The sequence below is a fragment of the Nannocystis exedens genome, from assembly GCF_002343915.1.
In the GTDB taxonomy this organism is placed as follows: Bacteria; Myxococcota_A; Polyangia; order Nannocystales; family Nannocystaceae; genus Nannocystis; species Nannocystis exedens.
On sequence record NZ_NETK01000001.1, the window covers coordinates 4,176,197 to 4,201,384 of the forward strand.

At 71.8% G+C, this 25,188-nt stretch carries 18 protein-coding genes; 9 read left to right on the forward strand and 9 right to left on the reverse strand.

Annotated features, from left to right (window positions below):
* Positions 1-69: 69 nt before the first annotated feature.
* Positions 70-3,189, reverse strand: coding sequence for a preprotein translocase subunit SecA (gene secA, locus NAEX_RS16450; RefSeq protein WP_096328441.1), 3,120 nt, complete (start codon positions 3,187-3,189; stop codon positions 70-72).
* Between the two features lie 109 nt (positions 3,190-3,298).
* Between secA and NAEX_RS16455 the strand changes: the two genes are divergently transcribed.
* On the forward strand, positions 3,299-4,234 hold the full coding sequence (locus NAEX_RS16455) for a S66 peptidase family protein (RefSeq protein ID WP_170135774.1): 936 nt from the start codon (positions 3,299-3,301) through the stop codon (positions 4,232-4,234).
* Here NAEX_RS16455 and NAEX_RS16460 read toward each other — a convergent pair.
* Complete coding sequence (locus NAEX_RS16460) at positions 4,215-4,919, reverse strand: SecDF P1 head subdomain-containing protein (RefSeq protein WP_096328443.1); 705 nt, start codon at positions 4,917-4,919, stop codon at positions 4,215-4,217. The two genes, NAEX_RS16455 and NAEX_RS16460, sit on opposite strands and share 20 nt — an antisense overlap.
* A 513-nt stretch (positions 4,920-5,432) precedes the next feature.
* On the opposite strand from NAEX_RS16460, the gene NAEX_RS16465 reads away from it, so the two are divergent.
* Complete coding sequence (locus NAEX_RS16465; protein ID WP_096328444.1) at positions 5,433-6,344, forward strand: hypothetical protein; 912 nt, start codon at positions 5,433-5,435, stop codon at positions 6,342-6,344.
* Positions 6,345-6,572: 228 nt separating this feature from the next.
* Positions 6,573-7,046: a CPCC family cysteine-rich protein gene (locus tag NAEX_RS16470; RefSeq protein WP_096328445.1), complete on the forward strand. Its 474-nt coding sequence runs from the start codon at positions 6,573-6,575 to the stop codon at positions 7,044-7,046.
* A 78-nt stretch (positions 7,047-7,124) separates the two neighbouring features.
* Here the strand turns inward: NAEX_RS16470 and NAEX_RS16475 are convergent, their stop codons facing one another.
* A complete protein-coding gene (locus tag NAEX_RS16475; protein ID WP_096328446.1) occupies positions 7,125-7,721 on the reverse strand; it encodes a Maf family protein in 597 nt (198 codons plus the stop codon).
* Positions 7,722-7,878: 157 nt separating this feature from the next.
* Here NAEX_RS16475 and NAEX_RS54535 point away from each other — a divergent pair, with 157 nt between their 5' ends.
* Positions 7,879-8,151: a helix-turn-helix transcriptional regulator gene (locus NAEX_RS54535; protein WP_245913957.1), complete on the forward strand. Its 273-nt coding sequence runs from the start codon at positions 7,879-7,881 to the stop codon at positions 8,149-8,151.
* Here NAEX_RS54535 and NAEX_RS50270 read toward each other — a convergent pair.
* The 6 genes from NAEX_RS50270 to NAEX_RS16510 form a co-directional block, all read right to left on the reverse strand.
* A complete protein-coding gene (locus NAEX_RS50270; protein WP_096328448.1) occupies positions 8,105-10,045 on the reverse strand; it encodes a serine/threonine-protein kinase in 1,941 nt (646 codons plus the stop codon). The two genes, NAEX_RS54535 and NAEX_RS50270, sit on opposite strands and share 47 nt — an antisense overlap.
* Positions 10,046-10,201: 156 nt before the next feature.
* Entirely contained in the window at positions 10,202-13,759 is a 3,558-nt protein-coding gene (locus tag NAEX_RS16490; RefSeq protein ID WP_096328449.1) for a serine/threonine-protein kinase, read from the reverse strand.
* 169 nt (positions 13,760-13,928) lie between these two features.
* Positions 13,929-14,750, reverse strand: a complete 822-nt coding sequence (locus NAEX_RS16495) for an enoyl-CoA hydratase/isomerase family protein (RefSeq protein ID WP_096328450.1) — start codon at positions 14,748-14,750, stop codon at positions 13,929-13,931.
* Positions 14,751-14,814: 64 nt separating this feature from the next.
* Positions 14,815-15,399 carry a nucleotidyltransferase family protein gene (locus NAEX_RS16500; protein WP_096328451.1) on the reverse strand — a complete coding sequence of 195 codons (585 nt, stop codon included), beginning with the start codon at positions 15,397-15,399 and terminating at the stop codon, positions 14,815-14,817.
* Positions 15,400-15,763: 364 nt separating this feature from the next.
* On the reverse strand, positions 15,764-17,596 hold the full coding sequence (locus NAEX_RS16505; RefSeq protein ID WP_096328452.1) for a hypothetical protein: 1,833 nt from the start codon (positions 17,594-17,596) through the stop codon (positions 15,764-15,766).
* 14 nt (positions 17,597-17,610) lie between these two features.
* A complete protein-coding gene (locus NAEX_RS16510) occupies positions 17,611-18,492 on the reverse strand; it encodes an XdhC family protein (protein ID WP_096328453.1) in 882 nt (293 codons plus the stop codon).
* Between the two features lie 68 nt (positions 18,493-18,560).
* Here NAEX_RS16510 and NAEX_RS16515 point away from each other — a divergent pair, with 68 nt between their 5' ends.
* The 5 genes from NAEX_RS16515 to NAEX_RS16535 all read left to right on the forward strand — a co-directional run bounded on the left by NAEX_RS16515 (position 18,561) and on the right by NAEX_RS16535 (position 24,854).
* Entirely contained in the window at positions 18,561-19,172 is a 612-nt protein-coding gene (locus NAEX_RS16515; protein ID WP_096328454.1) for a hypothetical protein, read from the forward strand.
* Between the two features lie 161 nt (positions 19,173-19,333).
* Positions 19,334-19,546, forward strand: a complete 213-nt coding sequence (locus NAEX_RS50275) for a hypothetical protein (RefSeq protein WP_170135776.1) — start codon at positions 19,334-19,336, stop codon at positions 19,544-19,546.
* Between the two features lie 145 nt (positions 19,547-19,691).
* On the forward strand, positions 19,692-21,524 hold the full coding sequence (locus tag NAEX_RS16525) for an ABC transporter ATP-binding protein (protein ID WP_096328455.1): 1,833 nt from the start codon (positions 19,692-19,694) through the stop codon (positions 21,522-21,524).
* Positions 21,517-23,373 carry an ABC transporter ATP-binding protein gene (locus tag NAEX_RS16530; protein WP_096328456.1) on the forward strand — a complete coding sequence of 619 codons (1,857 nt, stop codon included), beginning with the start codon at positions 21,517-21,519 and terminating at the stop codon, positions 23,371-23,373. The genes NAEX_RS16525 and NAEX_RS16530 overlap by 8 nt, the downstream gene beginning before the upstream one ends.
* Positions 23,370-24,854: a trypsin-like peptidase domain-containing protein gene (locus NAEX_RS16535; protein ID WP_096328457.1), complete on the forward strand. Its 1,485-nt coding sequence runs from the start codon at positions 23,370-23,372 to the stop codon at positions 24,852-24,854. The genes NAEX_RS16530 and NAEX_RS16535 overlap by 4 nt, the downstream gene beginning before the upstream one ends.
* The last annotated feature ends 334 nt before the right edge of the window (positions 24,855-25,188 follow it).

Here is a 25,188-nt window from a genome sequence, read left to right on the forward strand (position 1 = left end):
GTACTCCCCGGCGCCGTGAGCGGCAACGGCCGTCGCGGGGGCGGCGGGGCCGGCCATGCGTCCGGACACTCAGGCCGCGACTTCCTTGCCGTGGCACTTGCGGTACAGCTTGCCCGAGCCGCAGGGGCACGGGTCGTTCTTGCCGACCTTCGGCAGCTTCTTCTCGGCCGCGGGCGGCGCAGCCGCTTCGGCCGCGGCGGCGGCCGGCCCGGTCCCGCCAGCCGGTGCGGCGGGCTGGGCGACCCGTTCACGCACTGCGCGGGACGCCTCCTGGAGCTTGGACAGCTCGGCCCGGACCTGGGCCATCTGCCGCTGGGCGGAGGACACCTTGTCCTGGGCCTGACGGGTGGCGCGGGTGACGGCCGTCTCGTACTCGGCGCCCTCCTCGGCCTGGCGCTTCTGAGCGGCGGTGAGCTGCATCGACATCACCTTGCCGAGCACGGTGTTCTCGATGCCCTCCCACATCTCCTTGAAGAGGTTGAAGCCGCGGATCTTGTACTCGTTCTTCGGGTTGCGCGTGGCGTAGCCGACCAGGCCGATGCCGGTGCGCAGGTGCTCGATGTTCTTGAGGTGGGCGATCCACTGCTCGTCGATCTCGGCCAGGTAGAACTGGCGGACGTAGAACAGGAACGTGTAGAGGTCGAACTCCTTCTCGGGGCGGGTCAGCAGCGCCTCGACCGAGCGCCACACGCGGTCGACCAGCTTGTCGACGCTGTCCTCGACCTGGCTGAGGTCGGTCTTGACCTTGAAGCGCTCGAGCATCGCCTTCTCGAGGCCGGGCAGGTCCCACTCGTCGGGGTGGACGTCCTCGGGGCACAGCTCGAGCACGGTCTGCTCGACCAGCTTGAACGCGAGGTCGTGGACGCGCTCGCGCTGCTGGATCAGCGAGCGGGCGACCACGTCGATCATGCGCGCGAGCAGCTTCTCGCGGTCGTGCTTCACGTCCTCGAGCAGGACCAGCGCGCCGTAGTGGCGGTAGATCTCGTGGGTCAGCTTCTCGGGGACGATGCCGCCGGGCGGCAAGGCGTTCGGCACGATCGGCTGGCCCTGGGCCTCGAACAGCGCGGCGCAGTGGTTGTTGAGGATCTGGGTGATGCGGGTGCGGACCGTCTCGGACAGCGAGGCGATCGTGTGCGGGCCCGACTTCTCGGGCGGCGGCGGCAGGCTCTTGGCCTGCTCCTTGCGCGCCTGCTCGTCGAGGATCTCCGGCTGGTAGCGGCCCTCGAGGATCTGCTTGCGCAGGGCGTAGATCGCCTTGCGCTGGTCGTTCATGACGTTGTCGTACTCGAACAGGTTCTTGCGCGTGTCGAAGTGCATCGCCTCGACGCGCGACTGGGCGTTGGCGATCGCCCGGTTGACCAGCGGCGCCTCGATCGGCACGTCCTCTTCCATGCCGAGGCGCTCCATCAGGCCGGTGATCCGGTCGGCGCCGAAGATCCGCATGAGGTCGTCCTCGAGGCTGAGGAAGAACCGCGAGCGGCCCGGGTCGCCCTGGCGGCCCGAGCGGCCGCGCAGCTGGTTGTCGATGCGCCGGCTCTCGTGGCGCTCGGTGCCGATGACGTAGAGGCCGCCGGCCGCGAGCACCTCTTTCTTCTCCTCGTCGCACTGGGCCTTGATCTGCTTGTAGAGCGACTCGTACTTCTCCGGCTCCTTGTCGGGGTCGAAGCGGGCGCGGGCCATCATCTCCGGGTTGCCGCCGAGGAGGATGTCGGTGCCGCGGCCGGCCATGTTGGTGGCGACGGTGACCGCGAACTTCCGCCCGGCCTGGGCGATGATGTACGCCTCGCGCTCGTGGTTCTTGGCGTTGAGGACCTCGTGCGGGATGCCGGCGCGCTCGAGCATCGCGTGCAGCACCTGCGACTTCTCGACGCTGGCGGTGCCGAGCAGGACCGGCTGGCCGCGCTTGTTGGCCTCGATGATCTCGTTGACGACCGCGCGGAACTTGCCGCGCTCGTTCTTGAAGACCAGGTCGTCCTCGTCCTTGCGCTGGATGGTGCGGTTGGGCGGGATGACGATGACGTCGAGGTTGTAGATCTTGTGGAACTCCTCGGCCTCGGTGTCGGCGGTGCCGGTCATGCCCGCCAACTTGTCGTACATGCGGAAGTAGTTCTGGTACGTGATCGTCGCCAGCGTCTGGCTCTCGGGCTGGATCTCCACGCCCTCCTTGGCCTCGACCGCCTGGTGCAGGCCGTCGCTCCACCGCCGGCCCTCCATCTTGCGCCCGCGGAACTCGTCGATGATGACCACCTGGCCCTTCTCGACGATGTAGTTGACGTCCTTCTTGTAGAGGACGTGGGCCCGCAGCGCCTGGAACACGTGGTGCAGCAGCTCGTTGTTCTCGGGCGCGTAGAGGTTGCGGCAGCCGAGCAGCCGCTCGATGCGGTCGACGCCGGCGTCGGTCAGCTGGACGCTGTGGGCCTTCTCGTCGACGGTGTAGTCGAGGTCGCGGCGCAGCGACGGGATGACCTTGTTGACGGTGATGTAGGTCTCCGGCGGCTTGTCGCTCTCGCCGGAGATGATCAGCGGCGTGCGGGCCTCGTCGATCAGGATCGAGTCGACCTCGTCGACGATCGCGTAGTACAGGTCGCGCTGCACGTACTTCTCGATCGTCTCCTTCATGTTGTCGCGGAGATAATCGAAGCCGAACTCGTTGTTGGTGCCGTACGTGATGTCCGCGCGGTAGTTCTTCTGCCGCTCGGTGTGGTACATCCCGTTGACGATCACGCCGGTCGACATGCCGAGGAAGCCGTAGATCTGGCCCATCCACTCGGCGTCGCGGCTGGCGAGGTAGTCGTTGACGGTGATGAGGTGGGCGCCGCGGCCGACCAGCGCGTTGAGGTAGAGCGCCGAGGTGGCGGTGAGGGTCTTGCCCTCGCCGGTCCGCATCTCCGTGATCTTGCCCTGGTGCAGGCCGATGCCGCCGATCATCTGCACGTCGTAGTGGCGCATGCCCAGCACGCGCACCGAGGCCTCGCGCACGGCCGCGAACGCCTCGGGCAGGAGGTCGTCGAGCGAGCGGCCGTTGTGCACCTGCTGCTTGAAGTCGGCCGTCAGCGCCTTCAGCTCGGCGTCGCTGCGGGCCTTCATCTTGGGCTCCAAACCGGCGATCGCGCTCACGAGCGGCTGCAGCTTCTTCATCTGCCGCTCGTGCTTGGTGCCGAAGATCTTCTTGATGAGTCCGTTGAACATGGCGGGCCGTGCGCGGGGCAAAGGGTACGGGCGAGGCGCGCCCGTGTCCACGCGGCATGATCGCAGAAGAAAGGCGATAACTGACACGCCCGCTGGTACTGTCGCCGCCGTGAAGGCCGCTCTCGTGCGTCCGCCCCCGTCTGGCCCCAGCGGCCGCGTCGTCGTCGTGGCCCCGTCCGGCCCCGTCCCCGAGCCCAGGCTCGCCGAGGGCCTGGCCGTCCTGCGCGACTTGCAGATCGGTGAGATCTCGCTCGCGGCCAACCTGGGCGTGAAGACCGGCTATTTCGCCGGCGAGGACGCCGTCCGCCTGGCCGCGCTGCAGGCGGCGCTCGACGACCCCGAGGTGACCGCGATCGTGTGCGCGCGCGGCGGCTACGGGCTGACCCGCCTGCTCCCGCACCTGCGCGCGGAGCGGTTTCAGGCCGCGCCCAAGCTGCTGGTCGGCTTCTCCGACGCGACCGCGCTGCTGTGCTGGGCCCTCGGCGCCGGCGTGTGCAGCGTCCACGGGCCGGTGGTGACGCAGCTGTCCGCGCTGCCGCCGGCCGACGGCCTGCGCCTCGCGGCGCTGATGCGCGGCGAGCTCCCCGCCCCCCTGACCGGCGACGAGGGCGTCGGCGAGGCTCGCGTGGCCGCGCCGCTCGTGCCGGCCAACCTCGAGGTGCTGCGCTCGCTGGTCGGCACGCCGTGGATGCCCGATTTGGCCGGCACGATCGTGGCGCTCGAGGAGATCGGGGAGCGGCCCTACCGCATCGACCGCGCGCTGACGCAGCTCATCACCAGCGGCGCATTCGCCAAAGTGCGCGGGTTCGCGATCGGTCAGCTGTACGCCTGCGAGGAGCCGCCCGCCGGCAACCCCGACAGCCCGAACGCGCGCGCGGTGGTCCGCGAACGCCTGCAGGCGCTCGGAGTGCCGCTGGTGTTCGGCTTGCCCTTCGGACACCTGCCGCACGAGCACGCGGCCCTGCCCTGCGGCGCCCGCGTCGAGCTCGACCCCCGGCGCGCGACGCTGTCGCTGCTCGAGCCGGTCACCGTCCGCCCCGGATGAGCTTCGGCGCGAGGCTACCGCCGAGCAGGTGGTCGAGCGCGGCCTGGGCCTCGGCTCGCGTCGCCACCGCGGCGAGCGGGATCTCGAGCTCGCCGGTCGTCAGCGGCTCGCGGATCGTCGGCGCCATCAACACCTCGTCGTCCTGGACCACCGCGAGCCGATGCCCGCGCTGCTCGGCGGTCAGCGCCGCGAGGCGCTGGCCGTCCTCGGGCGTCAGGCGCACGTGGATCCGCGGCCGGGCGTCGGGGCCCTCGACGAGCTCGGCGGCCGCCAGCTTGCGCAGCGCGAGGCCGCCGGCCCGGACGCAGTGCATGCGCCAGTAGGTCCGGCCCTCGCCGTCGCGCAGGCGCTCGTAGCCGAACTCCTGGTCGGCCGGCGGGGCGAGCTCGGGGTGCGTGCGGATGTAGTCCTCGAGGACATGTTTCTCGGGACCTGTCGCGAAGTGCTCTTCAAGGGTCGGCCCGCCGTCGACGCCGGCGACCACGCTCGACTCGACCTCGAGGCCCGACTGCGGATCGGCGCGCACGGCCTCGGCGACCCGCCTCAGCGCGCCCTTCGAATCGTCGACCGGGGTGAGCACCAGCGGCCGCTGCAACTCGACCTCGGTCTTCGCCGCGCCGCCGCAGCCGGTCGTGACGGCGGCCGGGGCGAGCGCGAGCGCGAGGACGAGCAGCGAGCGGAGCATGACCGCAAGATAGCCGGCACGAGGCCGCAGCGGTCGACGCCGGCGGAGCGAGCGTCGTTGCTCACTCGCACGAAGTCACCTGCGAGGGCGGGCGAAACGAGGCGGTCCGGGAGGCCCGCGTGTCCACGGCAGGCTGCGAAGCGCAGACCGGGCTCAAGCAGAGGTGGGCTCCGCGGCCGAGCTCGATGCGCGGACCGTCGCTGCACGCTCGGGCGCGTCGGACCAGGGCCGCGAGCGCATCGGGGGCGGACGCTGGGAGCCTGCCGCACGGTCTCGCGCTGATCGCCGCATCGGGCATGGCCCGCTCGCGGCTGCGCTCGCCGGCATCACCGCGACGAGACGCGCGAATCGATGCGCGACGAGCGGAGCGAGCGCGGCTGAGGCGCGGATCGCCGGTGGAATTTTTGCGACCTCCGCCGGGTGCCCGGGTCCTCGGAGCGGAGAGAGCGGCCGACGGCGCCGCAAACTCCGCGGTCTCACCACACGGATCTCCCGCCCTCAGAAGGATCGTCGATGTCCACGTCGCGCTCACTCCTCGCGCTCCCTGTTCTCCTCGGTTTCGCGTGCGGCGGCAACGTCGTCGACAGCGATCGCGCCACGCTCGCCGTGATGGCGGTGCCGGCGACCGCCGGCGTGGCGGTCACCGACGTCGAGCTGAAGGTCGTCGAGCTCCGCCGCGACGACGGCAGCACGTACAAGAGCCTGAGCGTCAAGTTCGCGGCCGCGGGCGAGGCGCTGAAGAACTACAGGCCGGGCGTCAAGTACAGCTGCGTCGTCGGCGATGTCGTCCTCACCGAGGGCTTCGTCGCCTATGGCAACGCGCCCGTCGACGGCAAGCTCAGCCTGGACATCATGATGGCGGAGCTCGACGACTACCTGCGCTCGACCGGCAGCGACGAACCTTCCGCTTGCGAGCTCGATCTGCGGCTCGAGGAGAACGGCCCGCCGGTGCCGGGGAGGAAGCAGCAGCCGCTCGGGAAGCTGTGCTACCGCAAGGTCGACGGCACGCGAGCGCTCGCCGAGGGCGCCTGCCCGGCGGACGTCGTGCCGCGCACGCCGCAGGCCGGCAGGACGCTGACGGCGAAGGTCGTCAGCGCGCGGCCGCCCAGGGACGGCTCGAACGGCCCGATCTTCGGCAGCCTGCTGACCCTCCATGGTCCGCTGCCCGCCGCCGGCTTCTCGGTCACGCTCGCCGCGACCTGCGACAGCAGACCGGGCCAGATGACGCTCGGCCGCGGCCACTTCGACGCGCTCGAGCGCGGCGAGTCGATCTGGCGCACCGGAACGCTGCAAACGCCCGGCGCGGCCGCGGGCGAGGCGAAGCAGTGCGACATCACGATCCGCATGAAGGAGGGCGAGACGAGCACCGAGCTCGCCCGACACTGCCATCGCGGCGGATCGCTGACGGATGGAGCGTGCGAGTGAGTGCTCGAGCCGAGGTCTCTTCCGCAGGGCTCGTCGCTGTCCGCTCGATGCGCGACCGCGGGGTGAAGGTCGCAATCCGAGCGACGCGAGCGGCTGCGCCATTGCGACCTCAGCTTCGGGGCTCATGACTCCGCCACCGTTCGCGCTGTGTGCCGCAGTGCGCGATCGATCAGCGGGCCGCGGCTGACCGCCTCCTCGACCGCGGAATTTGCGAAAATCCGCCCCCGCATGGCGCGGCGAGACAAGCGACGAGAGGCACCGGCGCCCCCGCTCACCCCGGAGGAGGTCGAGCTGCTCGCCGAGTTTACTCGCCGGCGCTCCGCCTTCGAGGCCGCGCTGGAAGCCAGCAACATCCTCCACCACAAGCACACCTGCTCAGTGTGCGGCTTCCCGACCCTGAGCGAGCGCGCGAGCTACGAAGTGTGCGTCGTCTGCTTGTGGGAGGATGACGGCGAGGGAGGCGACCCGAACCGCGTCAGTTTGCCCAACAACGGCGCGTCGCCGACCCAGGCCCGCCTCCACGCGTCCGAGATGCTGCGAAGGTTCGAACAGTCGCACGCGCTCGACGGCACGATCGACGACATCGTCCGCGCCATCAAGGCCTTCGAGGCTCGCTGGCGCCGCGGTGACGCGAGCATCGTCGAGGACGACTTCACCGCGAACCTGCGCAACGCCGTGCCCACCCGCCCGCGTTCGCCTTGACCGCCGCCGGACACGGACATCGTCGACCGACGAGCGAAGGAGCGACGACCGCGGCCTGCCGCTCACGCTGCCCGGCGATCATGGGCCCGGGAGCAGGCCGGCGCCGCGCAGCAGGCGAGCCACCGCGAGCAGCGGCAGGCCGATGATGCCGGTGAAGTCGCCGCTGTCGATGCGGGCGAACAGCTTGATGCCGGCGTCCTCGATGCGGAAGCTGCCGGCGCAGTCGAGCGGCTGGTAGCGGCGGACGTACGCCGCGGCCTCCTCCTCGCCGTAGGGGCGCATGGTCAAGGTCTGGACGTCGACGGCCGTTTCGGTGGCGCCGGAGGCGGCGTCGAGCAGGACCACGCCGGTGATCAGCTGGAACGTCGCCCCCGACAGGCGCATGAGCTGGACGATCGCCTGGTCTTCGGTACCTGGCTTGTGGAGCAGCTCTCGCCCGGGCCCGATCGCGACCTGGTCGGCCCCGAGGATCCACGCATTCGGGTTCGTGGTTCGCAGACTCTCCGCCTTCCCCAGGGCGAGCCTGAGGGCGAACGCGTCGGCGCCGAGTTCGCCGAAGCGCGCGTCCTCGGCCCGCTCGTCGTACGCGGGCGCCGCCGTGAAGAACGGAACATCGAGGCGGGACAGGAGCTCGCGCCGATAGCGCGATGTCGAGGCTAGAACAAGGTTCCGCATCAGTTTTGGCAGCCTCTCACGCCCGGGTGGGCGGTGACGGCGCGATCGAGTTGACCGAAGGTGATGATTTCTTCATGATCGACACCGGAGACTTATTGTGCCCGATAGGCCCTCGGAGTGGACGTTTCTGACCAATCACGCGCACGTGCTCTTCTGCGTGGCGCAGGACCCGGAGATCCGTCTGCGCGACGTCGCGGAGGCAGTCGGCATCACGGAACGAGCGGTCCAGCGGATCGTCACCGAACTCGAAGAGTCGGGATACATCACCCGCCACCGAAGCGGACGTCGCAACTTGTACGTCGTGCACACGAACCAGCCGCTGCGCCACCGCATCGAGGCGCACCGTCAGGTCAGTGACTTGATCGGGCTCATCATCCCGGGGGTCACTTCCCGCGCTTCTTCTTCTTCTTCACCGTCGGCTTCTTCTTGACCGGCTTGGCCGGGGCGAAGGCCTCGGGGAAGCGCCCGGCGTAGGCGGTGCGGACGGTGGCCAGCAGGGCCGCTGCCTGGTCGCAGGCCGGGTTCGGCGGGGCGCCCGCGGGCATGGCCGGCGGCTGGGCCGCCTTGAGCGCCGGGATGTAGTCGGCCAGCGGCTCGGCCTGGATCGCCTGCAGCACCGGCAACGCGGCGGCGCACGGGTCGGGCGCCTCGGCGTACTGCTCGAGGTCGCGGCGGCGGTTGAGGACGACGTCGATCTGGGCCGCGGCGTCGGCCGGGAGGGCGTCGCGGATCTGTCGCCGCTGGGCCCAGGTGGCCCAGGGCTTGGCGTCGTTGATGTAGTGGACGAGGATCGGCACGCCGGCGGCGCCGAGGTCGGTCGCGAGGGCGATCGCGGCGTCGGTGTACGGCCGCTTGCGCAGCAGGGCGTCGACCTCGTCGATGAAGCCGAGGTCGCGCTCGAGGTCGGGCGACTTCTTCAGCACCTCGCCGTAGCGCCGCACCGCCGCCTCGTGCATCGTCGGCCGCTTGGCCAGCTGCCGGGCGTCGCGCCACACCAGCTGCGCGTGGCCCGGGTAGCGCTCGAGCAGGGCGTCGATCTGGGTCTGCGCCTCGTCGAGCTTGCCCTGCTTGATCAGGTCGTCGAGGGCCGCCAGCTCGAGCTCGCTGGGGCCTGGCGTTTGGGACATGGCTGAAGGGCCAGGCCCACCGGTGGCCGCGGTCTTGCCGGCCGGGTCGGCCGGGGCCTCGGCCGCGGCGGGCTCGGCCGGCGCGGGCGGGCCCTCGCTGAAGAACAGCCAGTAGATGAGCCCGACCGAGGCGAGCGCGAGCACGACGCAGCCGGCGATCAGCGCCTTGAACCACGTGCGCCGGGACCAGCGGTCGGTCTGCAGCACCGACTCGACGAAGTCGATCTGGCGCGGGCGCAGGGCCTCGGGCAGCGGGCGGTTGGCGGTGTCGGTGGTGACGGCGCCGATGTCGAGCAGCGGGTCCGAGGTGTCGCCGCGGCCCTTGTGCGACATGTTGCTGCGGTAGCGCTCGAGCGCGGCGCGGACGGTGCGGGCGTCGGGGAACCGCTGCTCGCGCTGCTTCGACAGCAGGCGGTAGACGATCGCGGCCAGCTCCTGCGGCACGTTGTCGGGCAGCTGCGGCGGCTCGGTGCTGACCTGCATGCGGATCAGCGCGATCGCGTCCTCGTGGTTGAACGGCAGCCGCCCGGTGAGCATCTGGAACATCAGGATGCCCACGGCGTAGAGGTCGGCGCGCGGGTCGATCTCCATGCCGAGCGCCTGCTCCGGGCTCATGTACTGCGGCGTCCCGAAGACCATGCCGGCGCGCGTGAGCGGGTCGCCGGCGTCGCTCCCGACCAGCTTGGCGATGCCGAAGTCGACCAGCTTGAGCAATTGATTGCCGTGCTGGTCGCGGGTGAGGAACACGTTCTGCGGCTTGAGGTCGCGGTGGATCACGCCCTGGCTGTGGGCGTGCTCGAGGCCTCGCAAGATCTGGATCGACCACTCCACCACCCGCTTCGGCGCCGTCGGCTCGGTCAGCAGGTCGGCCAGCTCGACGCCCTCGAGCAGCTGCATCACCAGGTAGCGCATGCCGTCCTCGGTGGTGCCGTAGGCCGACACGTGGATGCAGTTCGGGTGGTCGAGGCGGGCCGCGCTCTGGGCCTCGCGGTCGAACCGCCGCACCAGCTCGGGGTCGCGGTTGAAGTCCGGGTGCAGGACCTTGATCGCGACGTCCCGCATCATGATGACGTGGCGGCCGCGGAACACCGCGCCCATGCCGCCCTCGCCGATGAGCTGGTCGAGCCGGTAGGTGCCGTCCAGGACGGTGCCGACCAGCGACGCGAGGTCGCGAGAGGTGCCAGCCGCGGCGGTCATGTCTGCGCCCGGTCTCGCACGTCGCCGCGTAGTCTAAGGGTGGGGGTCATGAGGTGGCCTCGAGGGCTCGAGGCAACACGGACATTAATGCAGGCCCGGAGGGCCGGGAAGCGGAAATCAGGCCGGACGCGCGTGGGGCAGAACACTGTGCCGGCGTCAGCGCAGGGGCTTGGTCCGCACGGTGTCCTGGTCGGGGGAGACGGTCTGCGCGTCGGCCTCGTCGGGGGTCTCGATGAAGCTCGTGCCGCGGTCGCGCTCGATGCGGCTGAGCGCCTCCTGAGCCCACTGCGCGAGGCTGAGCTCATTGGTCGAGTGGAAGTCGGCCAGCATCTCTTCGAGCTCGCGGCGCGCTCTCGGGCTCTGCCCGAGCATGTGCGCGACTTCGGCGTCGAGGAGGCGCAGCTGATGCTGGGCGAACTGCTCGTTCTGGATCGTCTGGATCCCGCGACGCGCCTCGGCGAGCATCGCGGCGCCCTCCTCGACCTCGCCCATGCGGGCCAGCGTGTAGCCGAGGAAGCCGCGGTTGAGGTGGAGGTGGTAGGCAAAGCCGTGCAGGCCGGCGAAGCGCAGGGCCTCGCGGAAGCTCTCGGACGCGCCCTCGAAGTCGCCGCTGCGGAGGAGCAGGTCGCCGAGGTTGTGCAGCGGGTTGATGAGCATGCGCGTGACCCCTGCAGCGCGCAATTGCTCCAGGGCGGCGCGGGTCTCCGGAATCGCTCGTTCGGGTTCGTTGCCGAGCACCGCGAGGTAGGCGATGCCGGAGATATAGGCCTGGCGCTGCAGCACCGACACGCGGGCGGCGAGCGGCTTGGCCTGGTCGTGCAAGCGGCGAGCTTCGGCCAGCTGTCCGGCGAGGGACAGGCAGCGCAGACGGGTGCCGACGACGTGGCAGACGTAGTGGTCTTGCGCGTCGGGGAGGTCGAGGATCTCCATCGCCTCCTTCGAGCAGCGGACCGCGCCGTCGATCTCGCCCGCGCCGAGCAAGATCTCGGCGCGGCGGTTGGCGATCCGCAGCTCGAGGATCCGGTCGCGCGCCTGCTTGGCCGCGACCGCGGCGTTCTGCAGGCGGCCGAGCGCCATCTCGGCGTCGGACCCGCCGTCGAGGGTGTAGCGGTCGACGAGGCCGAGCCAGAACACGGCCTGGGCCCGGTAGTCGCCGAGCAGCTCGGCGACGAGGATGCCGGCCTCGTGGTGCGCGGCCTCGCGGCGGGGGTCGTTGAGCGCGCCGGGGGCCCGCTCGACCAGGTTGAGCTGGGCCTTGAGCAGGCGCGGCAGGCCCTGGACCCGGCCGAACTTGCGCAGGCGGACGATCACGCGCTCGAGCACCTGGGCCGCGAGCGCCGGCTGACCGGCGGCGAACAGGTCCTCGGCGGCCTTCTCGAGCTCGCTGAGGTACTCGAGGCCGTCGGCGGCGGCGTCGAGCAGGCGGGCGCGCAGGAACACGAATTGCGGGTCGGCGCCGGCCTGCTCGGCGATCCGCTCGGCCAGCTCGAGGCGCGTCTCGGACAGCGAGTCTTCGTAGCGGATCCGGACCGCCTCGCGCACGCTCGCGTGGGCCAGCACGACCTGCGAGGCGCCGGTGATGGCGCTGCGCAGGATGAGGCCCTCGCCCTCGAGCCGCTCGAGCGTGCGGCGGAAGCGTTCGCGCCGCAGGTCGGTGAGGTGGGCCAGGCGCTCCTCGTCGATCGGCGCCTCGATCAGGTAGAGGATGCTGGCGACCTCCCAGGCCGACACGCCGAGCGCGTCGAGGCGGGCCTCGCTGCGCTGGGCCAGGGTCTTGTGCAGCTGCTCGGCGGCGGCCGAGGCGGAGCGTAGGACCCAGGTGTCGTTGTCGCGGACGAGGATCGACTCCTCGATCAGCACGCGCAAGGTCTCGCGGAAGCTCAGCGGGTGGCCGCCGGTGAGCTTGTCGAGCATGGTGACGAGCTCGCGCAGCGCCGGCGCGTCGCCGAGGATGCCCTTGAGGACATCCATCATCTCCTTCTGCGTGAACGGGCGCAGGTTCCACAGCTCGACCAGCTGCTCGCGGCTCAGCGCGACCAGCTGCGGGCGGAACTTGGGGTGCGGCTCGGTGGTGATGCAGAGCAGCGCGCGGGCCTCGTTGTGGTCGATGGCGCGGGTGAGCTGCTCGACCAGGGCGCGGGTGGTCTCTGTCCCTCGGGCCAGGTCGCTGAGGTAGAGCACGTAGGGGTGCTCGGCGGCGCAGCGGACCAGGAACTCGGTCAGCTGGGCGGCCGCCGCCGACTCGTGGCTGCGGTCGCGGGCGGCGCGGATCAGGTCGGGGTACTTGCGGACGGCCTCGCTGCGCTCGCCGAGCGCGGTGGCCAGCTGCAGCACGACCGGCGCGAACGGGCCGAGGCCCTCGCCGTCGCCGGTCCAGCACGAGCCCTCGACGAACAGCCCGTCGCCGAGCTGGATCTCCCGCCGCAGCTCGTTCAGCAGCCGGGTCTTGCCCATGCCCTCCGGCGCCTCGACGATGACGGTGCGGATCACCCGGCTGCCGCGGTTGCGCGCGGTGTCGGGGCGCAGCACGTCGTGGGCGCGCAGCAGCAGGATGTCGAGGTAGTCGGCGCGGTCGACGAACGGCAGCAGCTCGACGAGCACGCGGGCGAACTCGCGGCGGTCCTGGGCCGACTTCTGGCGGTCGCGGATGTGGCTCGACTCGCGCCGCAGCAGCTCGAGCACGATGCTGCGGGCGCTCTGCGGCCGCAGCTCCGGGTCGGGCGAGAGCATGCGGCCGACCAGCTCGGCGACCACCGGGCCGCACTGCTGCAGCAGCGCGCCGGCCAGCTCGGGGCGCCAGTCGATCGCGTTGCGCAGCGCCTCCTTGAAGGTGCGCGAGGGGAACGGCCGCACGCCGCGGACGGCGGTGTAGATCGTCGCGGCCAGCGAGTAGATGTCGGCGCGGCTGTCGATGACCTCGCCGCGGACCTTCTCGGGCGCGCTGAAGCCGGGCGTGCCGCGGACCTTGATCAGCTCCTCGTTCTCGTCGAGCTGGTCGAGCGCGAGGTCCTTGAGCTTGCGGTGGTGCCGGAACAGGCGCGCGAGGCCGAAGTCGATCAGCTTGGCCTGCGGCTGGCCGCCCTCGACGTCGGGCTGGCAGACGATGACGTTGCTCGGCTTGATGTCGCCGTGGACGAACCCGACGGCGTGGATGTAGTCGAGCGCGCGCGCCAGCTGGACGAACAGCTCGACGATGGTCTCGCGCGGGGCGGTGCGCAGGCACTCCTGCAGCGACACGCCGGCCAGCAGCTCCTGCGTGAAGTACACGCCGCCGTCCTCGCAGCGGCCGAAGTCGTAGACCGCCGCGAGGTTCGGGTGGTGGAGCTGGGTCAGCAGGCGAAACTCGGCCTTGAACTCGGCGATGTCGTCGCTGACGGCGCCCTGGGTGGCGCCGAAGCTGCGGGTGATCGGGGCCCGCCGGGCGCCCTCGGCCAGGCGCGCGCTCGAGCTCGCGGCGGCCGCCGTCGGCTGGATGGTGCTGGCCGGCGCGGCCTCGCTGGAGCGCGAACCGGGGGCGTCGAGGCTGGCGTCGCGGCGGATCAGCTTGAGCGCCACCGGGCGCTCCTCCAGCTCGTCGTAGGCCTCGTAGACGGCGCCGAAACCGCCGCGCCCGAGCAGCCCGCGGACCTGATAGCGCCCGGCGATCTTGTCCGGCATCGGCGGCTCCGCCCCGTCCGCCGAGGGCTTCGATTGCTGCGCGTCGGGCTGGTTCATGGCGCGAGGTGGACGGGGCGGCGATCAGGCGCCGGCGGTGCGCGGACAACGGACCCCTGCCGCCGCCCAAAAACGGCCGAACGCGAGGGACGAGTATTCCACAGCAACGTCCCAGTGACGTATCAAATTGAAATATTCGCAGGTCGGCGGGTTTTTGGGGCAGGGTCGCTCAAGACCGGCGGGGACCCCACGGTGGCACTTCTCCCGCGCGAATCGCGCTGAACGAGGCACGCCCGATCGCGGCCTGACCGGTGTCGATACAGCGTTCGTACGCGGCGGCCTCGATGCACAGGCGCTCCGCTTCGGCCTGCCCAGTGGCCGCCAACAGGCCACGCTTGTACACCGCGACAGCGGTGGGGGAGCGCCGTCGCAGGAGTTCGGCGAAGGTGCGCACGCGGGCGAGACCTGCGTCGATGTCCGGGACGATTTCGTGGCACAGGCCGATCCGCAGCGCCTCGTCGGCGCCGATCTCCTCGCCCGTGCAGCCGAGCCGGAGCGCGTGCGCCGGGCCCACCGCCAGCGCCAGCTCCGCCGTGCCGCGAGCGCCCGGGATGATGCCGAGGCCCGTCTCCGGCAGGCCGAAGCGACCCGCCGGCGTCGTCAGGCAATAGTCGGCGGTGAGCAAGAATTCGAGGCCCCAGCCGAGCGTGACGCCGTGGCTCAGCGCGACGGTGAAGAGCGGGACGTGGCGCAGTCGCTGGAGGATCGAGCGCTGCCGGCGGACGTGGGCCTTGACGCGCTCGTCGGGCCAGCCGACGCGTTCGGTGACGTCGGCGCCGGAGATGAAGATCGGGGTGCCCGACTTGCTGGCGCGCCGGCTGGTGGTGCACAGGCAGGCGACCTCGCCGTGCTCGAGCAGCTCGCACAGCGCCTCGAAGGCGTCGAGCGTGACGGTGCCGACCTCGTTCGCCTTGCCGTGATCGAGGGTCAGCGTGAGGAGCCGGAGCTCGGGGTCGTAGTGCGGGTGCAGGGCCTCGATGCGCTCGAACATGTGCGCCCCGGACCATACGAGGGCCGCCGGGCGAGTGCCAGCGGGTAATGGGACCCACCTCGGCTCACGGTAGCCGCGCGAGATCGGCGGGCCGGTCGACGTTGTCGAGCACGGCGGGATCGTCGACCGCGAGGGCGCGGCGGAGGCCGGTGACCGTGGGACGTCCCAGCAGGTCGCGCGGGCTCTCCTCGGGTCCCAGCGCCAGCAGCTCCGGCACCAACATCGCCGGCCAGATCAGCGGGTGTCCGCGGCGACCGCCGTGCTCCGGCTGCCACACCTGCGTGGGCGCCGCGCGGAACGCCGCAGCCAGCGCCGCGACCGTCTCGGGCCGCACGTGCGGGCGGTCGACCGTCAGCACCAGCGCGGCGCAGCCCGGCGCCAGCCCGCCCAGCTCGACCAGGCCGCGGCGCAGGCTGTCCATCTGTCCCTTCGGCCATGTCGGATTGGTCACCTTGATCGCCGGCCCGAGGTGCTCGGCCGGGATGACGACCGCGCCCTCGACGACGACGATCGGGCCGGCCGCGGCGGCCTCGGCCTGGGCGACGGCGTGGCGGACGAAGCTGCGGCCGCGCCACGCGATCAGGGCCTTGGGCCGGCCCATGCGCTCGCCGGCGCCGGCGGCCAGGACGACGGCGCCGAGGGCGGTCACGGGCGGCCTCCGCGGCGAGAGACGAGGCCGGTCGAGGCGAGCAGCGCGAAGTCGCGGGACGAGGGGCGACGCGAGGTCGGAGGCGACGCGAGCTCACGGGACGCGGGGCGACGCGAAGTCGCAGGCGACGCGAGCTCGCGCGGCGCGGGGCGACGCGACGATCGCAGGCCCCGCCGCGACCGTGCGAGGCCGTCCTGCGCGGCGAACCGAGCCCGGCCCGTCGAGCGAGGCTGGCTGATCGAGCATGTCCTCATGAGCATGGCCGAAAGGACCTGGCCGTTACGGCAGGTCCTTTCAGTCAGGAGCGCAGCTTGGTTCGGTCTGTCCGTAAGCACCTGTCCGTTCAGGCAGGCGGCGCCGTCGATCACTCGGCCGGCAGCGGCTTGTCCTTCGCCAGCGGCTTGTCGTTCGGGCGGGCCGGCTCGGCCTTGGCGCCGAACAGCTCGCCGAGCTGGGCGGCGTCGGCCGGCGAGGGCACGAGCACCGCCTTGGGCACGCCGACGGCCAGGCTGCCGAGGTTGGGGTCGAGCTTGACGCCGACGCCGACGGCCCCGCCGATGCGCGCGAACGCGGCCGAGCCGGCCTCGATCTTCTTGAGCCGGGCCTTGTCGGCCCGCGCCTCGGCGCTGCTCAGGACCGACAGGCGCAGCAGCGCGGTCGGGTCGAGGCTGGCGCAGAAGTGGCAGCCCTGGCTGGCGGCCCGGGCCAGGCGCAGCCCGGCGTCGCCGCCGAGGCTCGTCTTGCGGCCCTTGAGCGCCCCGCCGATGTCGCCGGCGACCTTCGTCGCGCCGGCGCCGACGGTGAACACGGCGAGGTTGCCGGCGACGAACGAGGCGGCCTCGAGCTTCTTCTTGCCGACCAGGAACGGCTCGAGGTCGGCTGCCTCTTTGGCCATGTTCTTCGGGACAGGGATCGTCAGGAGGTCGCCCTTGACCGGGCCGGCCTTGGCGCCGTCGGTCTTGAGCGTGAAGTTGATCTTGGCCGACTTGTCCTCGCCGGTCAGGCTGTCGAACGCGGCGAAGCCCTTGGCCAGCGCCTGCTCGACGCCGCGGATGGCCGCGCGCGCCCCGGCCTCGTCCTTGACGTTGGCGGCCAGCACCGCGGTGGCCTCGCCCTTCGGCGAGAGGTAGAGGGCGAACACGACGTCGCTCTGGACCTGGTCGAGGACGGCGTGGGCGGCGGCGATGGCGTCCTTGGCGACGACGTCGAAGGGCGCGGGGATCTGGCTCAGCGGGACGCCCTTGTCGAGGGCGCCGTGCAGCGCCTCGGGGGTGCCCCAGGGCATCGCCACGACCAAGGCGGGGCTGGCCGGAAGGACAGCTTCGAGCGGGGTCGGGGCGGTGCGCGCCGGGCCGAGCGGCGACAGGCCGAGGCGCGAGAACGGGGCCTCGGCGGACAGCTGCAGCACGAGGTCGCGGTCGGTGCCGGCGTCGAGCTCGAGCGAGCCCGCGGTGGCCTCGCGCAGGACCGCGAGCACCTGCTTGCGCAGGCCGGCCGGCAGCCCCGAGAGCGCGCTGGTCTCGAGCATGCCCGGCGGCAGGTCGGTGCCGCGCAGCCGCAGCCGCCGCCCCTGCCCCGCCTCCTCGGCGAGCCCGGCGGCCCGCTCGAGGTCGGCGTTCGACAGCGCGAACTCGAGGGCCTTCGGCTTCTCGCGCAGGAGCACCCGCAGCTCGCCCTGGACCAGCTCCCACAGGCCGTTGCCGAGCGGCTGCGGCCGCTGGGCCGAGGGCATGCCGTCCATGATGCCCTTGGCGCTGACCGCCGCGAGGGTGCCGGCGAGCTTGAGGTCGTTGCTCGGGTCCTGGGCGTAGAAGGTGGCGTCGACGGCGAACGGGCCGGCCAGATCGAGGCTGGCCCAAAGACCAGGTCCGAAGCCCATCTGCAGCAGCATCGCCTGGATCTGCGCGGCCGGATCGATCGGCGACTTGGGGGTCCAGGCGGTGGTGGTCTGCTTGACCAGGGTCATCAGATCGCCGGCGCCGTGGAGGGTGGCGCGCAGCTTCAGCGGCTGGCCCGCGGGCGGCTTGCGCGGGGTCCGCCCGGCCTGACCCTCGCCCGGAGCGCCGCCGCCGCCGTCCTGCGACTGCGGTTCGTCGACCACAACGACGTTGGGCGGCGGTGTCTTCTTGGCGCAGCCAAGTGTGGCAGGAGCGACGACCATGGCGGTCGTCACGAGCGCGACGCGGGCGGTGAACATCGCCGCGGAGTGTATCAGCGGTCGTCGCGCGCGTCGCCTTCGCGGCCGGAGGCGACGGCCGAGGCCGGTACGCCGAGCCGGGCGAGCGCCTGGGGCACGACGTTCATGGCCGCACCAGTGCCGCCGTGGCGGTCCGCCAGCAGCTCGGCGACGATGCTGATGGCGATCTCGGCCGGCGTCCGCCCGCCCAGCGCAATTCCCACCGGGGCCCGCACGCGCGACAGGTCGGGGACGGAGCGGCCCAGCTCCTGCTCGCGGCGCAGGACGCGAGCGACGATCGCGTGGACCTTGCGGACGCTGCCGATCATCCCGAGGTAGCGGTGGGGGCGGCGGACCAGATGCGCCAGAGCCCGCTCGTCGCGGGCGTGGTCGCGGGTGAGGACGACGACGTAGTCGCGCTCGCCGAGGTCGGGCACGGCGAGGTCGAGCTCGTCGACGTCGCGGGCGTGTCGCTCGGCGCCGGCGAAGGCCGGGTGCCCGAGCAGCTCCTCGCGGTCGTCGACGACGACGACGCGAAAGCCGACCCCGGCCGCCACCGGAGCCACCGCCTGGGCGACATGGCCGGCGCCGACGAGGACGAGCCGCGCTTCAGGGGCGAGATACTCCACGAACACCTCCATGGCGCCGCCGCAACACATGCCGAGGTCGCGGACCAGGTGCGCCTTGACAACCCGCGGGCTGCCGTCGCGCAGACAGGCGCGACAGGCGTCCAGCACCTGCTCCTCGATCGCACCGCCGCCCACCGTGCCGACCTGCACCCCGTCCTCGCGCAGGAGCAGACGGGCCCCCACGACCTGCGGCGCCGAGCCCGAACGAGCGATCACCGTCGCCAGAGCCGCAGGCCCACCAGTCCTTCCGGACAGGACGTCGACGACGGCACGAGCGACCGGGAGCACCGCCGCGAAGTGTAGCCCGGGGCTTGTTCGAGGCGCCGGGCAATTTTACAAGGTTGGCCGGACGAGAGATGCGCAGGGTCGCAGCGGTCGCGCTGGTGTTCGGAGCGTGCGGTGAGCCGGAGTCGGCGCCGCGGGCGGAGCCGCCTCCGGTGCCCCCGCCGGTCGCCGCGGCCCCCGCGTCGATGACCCCGGACGAGCTGGCCGAGACCCGCCGCAAGGCCGGCTTCCAGGACGGGGCGACGCTCGAGGCGGAGCGCGCCGAGGCCCGCGAGAAGGTGGCCCGGAGCTACGTGCGGGCCCACCTGCCGGCGTACCGCGAGGTGGTGAAGGCGCTGCGCGGCAACGTGGCGGAGATCGAGCGCGCCGCCAAGCGATGGTTGCGGACCAGCGACCCGCAGCGGGCCTACGAGCGCTGGCGCGGGGTCTCGAGACGACGGGCCGACCGCGTCGCAGGGTTGTATCAGCACGTCGCTGATGACGGCTTCGACGGCGGTCAGACCCAGCGCCTGCTCGCCGACGCCTATCGCCGGTGGGAAGAGCTGCGGGAAGATCTCGGCGGTGAAGTCGCTGCCGACGCGCGCTTCTCCGCCCTCCTCGTCGAACTCCGCGACGCGCTGACCGCCGTGTCACGCGTCCTCGACGAGATCGAGCACGACGAAGAACTGGCCGCAGGGCCATGAATTCAGGCCTCTGGCGGCGATTTTGCGCGCATTGCGCGGGCGTCGTTCAAGATCCTGGTAATTGGCCAAGTTTTGCGGTACCTGGCTAAAGCACCGTCCATGACGACTGCCCCTCGCAAGGGGCCGTGCATTCGCCCCGCGAGGGGAAGCCAGGAGAACTCATGAAGAAGACGATCGCGATCGTGTTCGCCGCCCTCTCGGTGGCGACCTTTGGCTGCAACAAGAGCAAGACCGACACCGCCAACCCCGACGAGGCGAAGACCGAGACCCCGGCGGAGACCCCCGCCGAGGGTGAGAAGACCGCCGAGGGCGAGGAGAAGCCGGCCGAGGGTACCCCGGCCGAGGGCGGCGACGCGGCTGCCCCCACCCCGTAAGCCCGATCTCCTGCGGGAGATCTCAGCTTGCTGTTCCATGGGCCAGACTGGCAATTCGCCGGTCTGGCCCATGTTTTATTCTGCAGTGTAGTGTCCGACCCCCGGGGTCGATTTCTGCTATAGGCCCCGGACCCCCGGCCCCATCGTGTCGCTCGCCGCCCGCTTCTTCCACCGGTACGTCCGGCGCAACCTGCCGCAGTACGCGCTGGGCTTCGCGATGTTGGTCGCGACCAACTACGCGGTGGTGCGGATCCCGACCCTGATCGGCAACGCCCTCGACGCCTTCGGCGGCGGCAAGGCCGACGCCCTCGCCGTCGGCCAGGGCATCGCCCTCGAGCTGATGATCTGGGCGGTCGCGGTGGTGTTCGTGCGCACGCTGTCGCGCGTGCTGTTCTTCAACCCCGGGCGCGAGGTCGAGTACCGCGTCAGCGTCGACCTGTTCACCCACCTGCTGGCGCTGCAGCGGCCGTTCTTCCTCCGGCGCAAGGTCGGCGAGCTGGTCAGCATGGCGACCAACGACACGATGTCGATCCGCCTGCTCATCGGCTTCGCCGGCCTGCAGGTGTGCAACGTCGTCGTCGCGGTCCCGCTGCACCTCGGGCAGATGCTGCTCACCGACGCCTGGCTGACGCTGTGGTGCCTGCTGCCGATCGCCGCCGGCAGCGCCTACACGATCGCGGTCGTGCGCCAGTTCTACTCGCTGATCCGGGTGTCGTTCGAGGAGCTCGGGCGGCTGTCCGACCGCGTGCTCGAGTCGTACGCGGGGATCGGCACGGTCCGCGCCCACGCGGCCGAGGCGGCGATCCTCCGCCACTTCGACACCCGCAACCAGTCCTACCTCGACCTGCAGCTGCGGCTGTCGTCGATGCGCGCGTTCTCGATGCCGGTGCTCGGGCTGTCGGGCCAGGTGGCGGCGGCGATCGTGCTGTGGGTCGGCGGCGCGCGGGTGATCGCCGGCGAGCTGCCGGTCGGCGCGCTCGTCACCTTCACCACCCTGCTGGCCAGCCTGGTCGCGCTGCTGATGGCGGTCGCGTGGGTGCTGGCCTCGGTGTCGCGCGGGATCGTGGCGATCAAGCGGGTCGACGAGGTCATCGCCACCCCCGACGGGCTACCTGTCCCGACGGACATCTTGCCGCCCGGCCCGCCGCCGTCGCTCGAGCTGCGCGGCCTGACCTTCACCTACCCCGGCGCGGAGGAGCCGTCGCTGCGCGACATCTCGTTCGCGCTCGCGCCGGGCAAGACGCTCGGGATCTTCGGCCGCACCGGCGCCGGCAAGTCGACGCTGATCCACCTGCTGTCGCGCGTCTACACCCCGCCGACCGGCACCGTGTTCGTGGCCGGCAAAGACGTCACGACCTTGCCTTTGGACCAGGTCCGCGCCCAGCTCGCGGTCGTGCCGCAGGACCCGTTCCTGTTCTCGACCACGCTGCGCGACAACATCCGCCTGCGCGGCGAGCGGACCGGGCACGTGCGCGGCGAGGACGGCGGCGGCTCGGCCTCGTCGTCGCACCTGCGCACCGAGGCGCCCGAGGACCCGCGGTTGCAGCAGGTGCTGCGCGCGGCCTGCCTGGTCGACGACGTGCGCTCGCTGCCCGAGGGCCTCGACACCGTGGTCGGCGAGCGCGGGGTGATGCTGTCGGGCGGGCAGCGCCAGCGGACCGCGCTGGCGCGAGCGCTGTACCGCGGGCCGGGGCTGCTCCTGCTCGACGACGTGCTGTCGGCGGTCGACCAGGGCACCGAGGTGCGGTTGGTCGCGGCGATCCGCGGGCTCCACGACGAGGGCGGCGGCGGCCTGATGAAGCAGCCGGCCACCACCGTGATCGTGTCGCACCGCACCAGCGTGCTCGAGCACGCCGACGAGATCCTCGTGCTCGAGCGCGGCGCCGTCGTCGAGCGCGGCACGCACGCCCAGCTGCTCGCGCTGAACGGCGTCTACGCCGAGACCCACCGCCACCAGGAGGCCGCGCACCATGGCTGACCCGAAGACCAGGTCGAAGGGCCAGGACGGCGCGCCGCAGGGCAGCACCTGGGCCGCGCTGCGCCGGTTCTGGCCGTACGCGCGCGCGCACAAGCGCTGGCTGTGGCTCGGCCTGTGGATGATCCCGGTGGTCGCGGCGATGTCGGCGCTGCGGCCGCTGCTCGTCAAGCAGGCCGTCGACACCGACATCGCCCACGGCGACCTGATCGCCCTGCGGGTCACCGGCATCCTGTTCCTCGCCGCGGTGATGGCCGAGTTCCTCGCCACCGCGGCCCAGGTCTACGCGCTGTCCCGGGCCGGGCACGCCACCATCACCGACCTGCGGCGCTCGATCTTCGGCCACGTGCTCAAGCTGCCGGCCCGCTTCTACGACAAGACGCCGATCGGCAACCTGCTCGCGCGCAGCACCAGCGACATCGAGGCGCTGAGCGAGACGCTCGCGTTCGGGGTGTTCACGATCCTCACCGACGTCGCGGTGATCCTGTCGATCCTGGTGGCGATGTTCGCCCTCGACTGGCGCCTCACGCTGGTGTCGCTGGCGGCCGCGCCGCTGTTGTGGGTGATCGTCGCCCACTTCTCGGCCCGGCTGCGGGCGCTGCAGCTCGAGATCCGGCGCGCCCAGTCGGTCCAGAGCGGGTACTTGGCCGAGCAGCTCGCGGGGGTCACGGTGCTGCAGCTGTTCGGCCGCGAGCGCGCGGCGGTGCAGGAGTTCGAGCGGCTCGGCGACCGCTTCCTGCGCGCGGTCAAGACCGCCAACTGGTACGACGCCGGGCTCTACTCGGTGATGGACGGCGTCAGCGCGATGTGCGTGGCGCTGCTGATCTACTTCGCCGCGCCCTACCTGTTCGAGGACGTCGCGCGCAGCGGCGTGACCCTCGGCCTGCTGTTCGCGTTCATCGACTACCTGCAGCGGGTGTTCATCCCGATCCGCGAGTTCTCGGCCAAGCTCGCCACCATCCAGCGCGCGGTCGCCTCGCTCGAGCGGATCTACAGCCTCCTCGACGAGCCGCCCGAGGCGCGCATCGGCTCGGGCGCCGACCCGCTGCAGGGCTGGACCGGCGGGCTGCAGGTCCGCGACCTCCGCTTCGGCTACCGCGAGGGCGCGCCCGACGTGCTCAAGGGCATCGACTTCGACATCGCCCCGGGCGAGGTCGTGGCGGTGGTCGGCCGCACCGGCTCGGGCAAGACCAGCCTCGGACGGATCTTGACCCGCACCTACGACGGCTACCGCGGCAGCGTCTCGCTGCAGGCGCCGGCCGGGCCGGTCGAGGTCCGCGACGTCGTCCCCGACTGTCTCCGGGGACATGTCCTGATGGTCCAACAGGACGTGTTCCTGTTCAACGACGACGTCGCCTTCAACGTCAGCCTCGGCGAGGCCGGGCTGGCCGACGACCCGGCGCGCATCGAGGCCGCGCTGCGCACGGTGCAGGCGTGGGACTTCGTGCAGGAGCGCGGCGGCCTGCAGTTCGTGGTCGGCGAGCGCGGGCGCAACCTGTCGGCCGGCGAGGCGCAGCTCCTCGCGTTCGCGCGGGTGGCCGCGCGCCAGCCGACGCTGCTCATCCTCGACGAGGCGACGGCGAGCGTCGACAGCATGACCGAGCACAAGGTGCAGGCCGCGATCGAGCGGCTGCTGCGCGGGCGCAGCGTGCTGGTGATCGCCCACCGGTTGAGCACGGTCCGGCGGGCCGACAAGATTCTCGTGCTGCAAGACGGCGTGATCGTCGAGCAGGGCCCGCACGACGTCCTGCTCGCGCGCGGCGGCGTGTACGCCGAGCTCTACCGGATGGGCTTCCAAGAGGAGACCGACGACGGGAATAGCGGCGCCCAGCCCCCGGTTCCCGCGGCATGAGCTCAACCACGATCCGGTCCCGACGACTCCGTTCGCCGCAGGCGCTGCTCGCCTTCCTCGGCCTGACGACGATCGGCGGCGCAGCGGTCGCACTCAGCTATCACAACCACGCCGAGGCGGCGGGCGAGGTCGCCGCCGCCAACACCGCCGGGACGCTGTGGCGCGAGGGCAGCGGCACGCCGGTGGTCGGCGGCGACTTCGACCCCCGCCGCAGCCTGGCGCCGCTCGTCAAGGAGCTGGCCCCCGCGGTGGTCAACATCCGCGCCTACGGCAAGCGCGCGCAGCTCGACATGCAGGGCGTCGACCCGCGCATGCTGCCCTTCATCGACCAGTTCATGGGCCCCGGCGCCGAGGCGCCGCCGCAGCAAGGCATCGGCTCGGGCTTCGTGCTCACCTCCGACGGCCTCGTGGTCACCAACCACCACGTGGTGAACGGGACCGAGCGGCTCGAGGTCAAGCTCCACGACGGCCGCATGTACAAGGGCAAGGTGCTCGGCTCCGACCCGTACACCGACATCGCCCTGGTCCAGCTCGAGGGCGCGAGCGGGCTCAAGACGGCGACGCTCGGCAACAGCACCGCGCTGGCCGTCGGCGACTGGGTGATGGCGATCGGCTCGCCGATGGGCCTCGAGCAGACCGCCACCGCCGGCATCGTCTCGGCCAAGGGCCGCGGCAGCCTCGGCCTCTATGCCAACAGCTACATCGACTTCCTGCAGACCGACGCCTCGATCGCGCCGGGCAGCAGCGGCGGGCCGCTGTTCAACATGGCCGGCGAGGTCGTCGGCATCAACACCGCGGTCGGCGGGATCGGCCGCGGGCTCGGCTTCGCGGTCCCGATCGACCAGGCCAAGACGGTCATCCCGCAGCTCAAGGCGACCGGCAAGGTGGTCCGCGGCTGGCTGGGCATCTCCGGCCGGGAGATCGAGCCGGCCGTCGGCCGCGCGCCCGAAACCGGGGCGGTGGTCGGCGCGGTCCAGCCCGGCACCCCGGCCGCGCAGGCGGGCCTGCGCGCCGGCGACCGCGTGACCGCGATCAACGGTCGCGACGTGCTCAACTTCAGCGACCTCCGCGGCCGCATCGCCGACACCAAACCTGGCTCTCAGGTCATCCTGTCGGTCGACCGCGGCGGCAAGACGGTCGACCTCAAGGCGACGATCGGCAAGCTGCCCAGCGAGGAGGAGCTGCAGCGCTCGGCCCGCCGCATGAGCGGCGAGCCCGGCAAGCTGTTCCCCGACGGCCAGCCGCGCCTCGGCGCCCAGGTCGAGGCCAAGGACGGACGGCTGACGGTCCGCAGCGTCATGCCCGGCTCGCTCGCCGACGAGCTCGGCCTGCGCGAGGGCGACGTGCTGCAGACGATCAACGGCCAGAAGGTGACGCAGGTGAGCGACGTCGCCAGCGCGCTGGCCAGCGACGACGCCAAGGTCGCCGTCGAGGTGAAGCGCGGCGGCTCGACCCACTCGGCGATGATCGAGCGCCGCTGAGCGCCTGGCCCGAAGAGCCGGAGCCCGGACGCCGCACGCGGCGCCGGCTCTCGCGCGCACACACCCGTGAGCCGACATCAAGGCTCACCGAACTCGCCGCCCGGCGGCGCCCCCACGGGCGGCGACGGCCTGCTTCACACTCGTCGGCGCCTGCGGCGCGACCCGGGAGCCTCGGCCGCCGCTGGTTCCCGTGGTCGCCGGGGCACATGTCCTGGGCGACATGTCGCGAGCAACATGCCGCATCGACCATGCCCATCGGGACATGTCTTCGCTAACCTGTCGCGCAGCGATCCGGAGGCTCTCGCACCGAGACGAGCCCCGCGTCCCTCGGGCG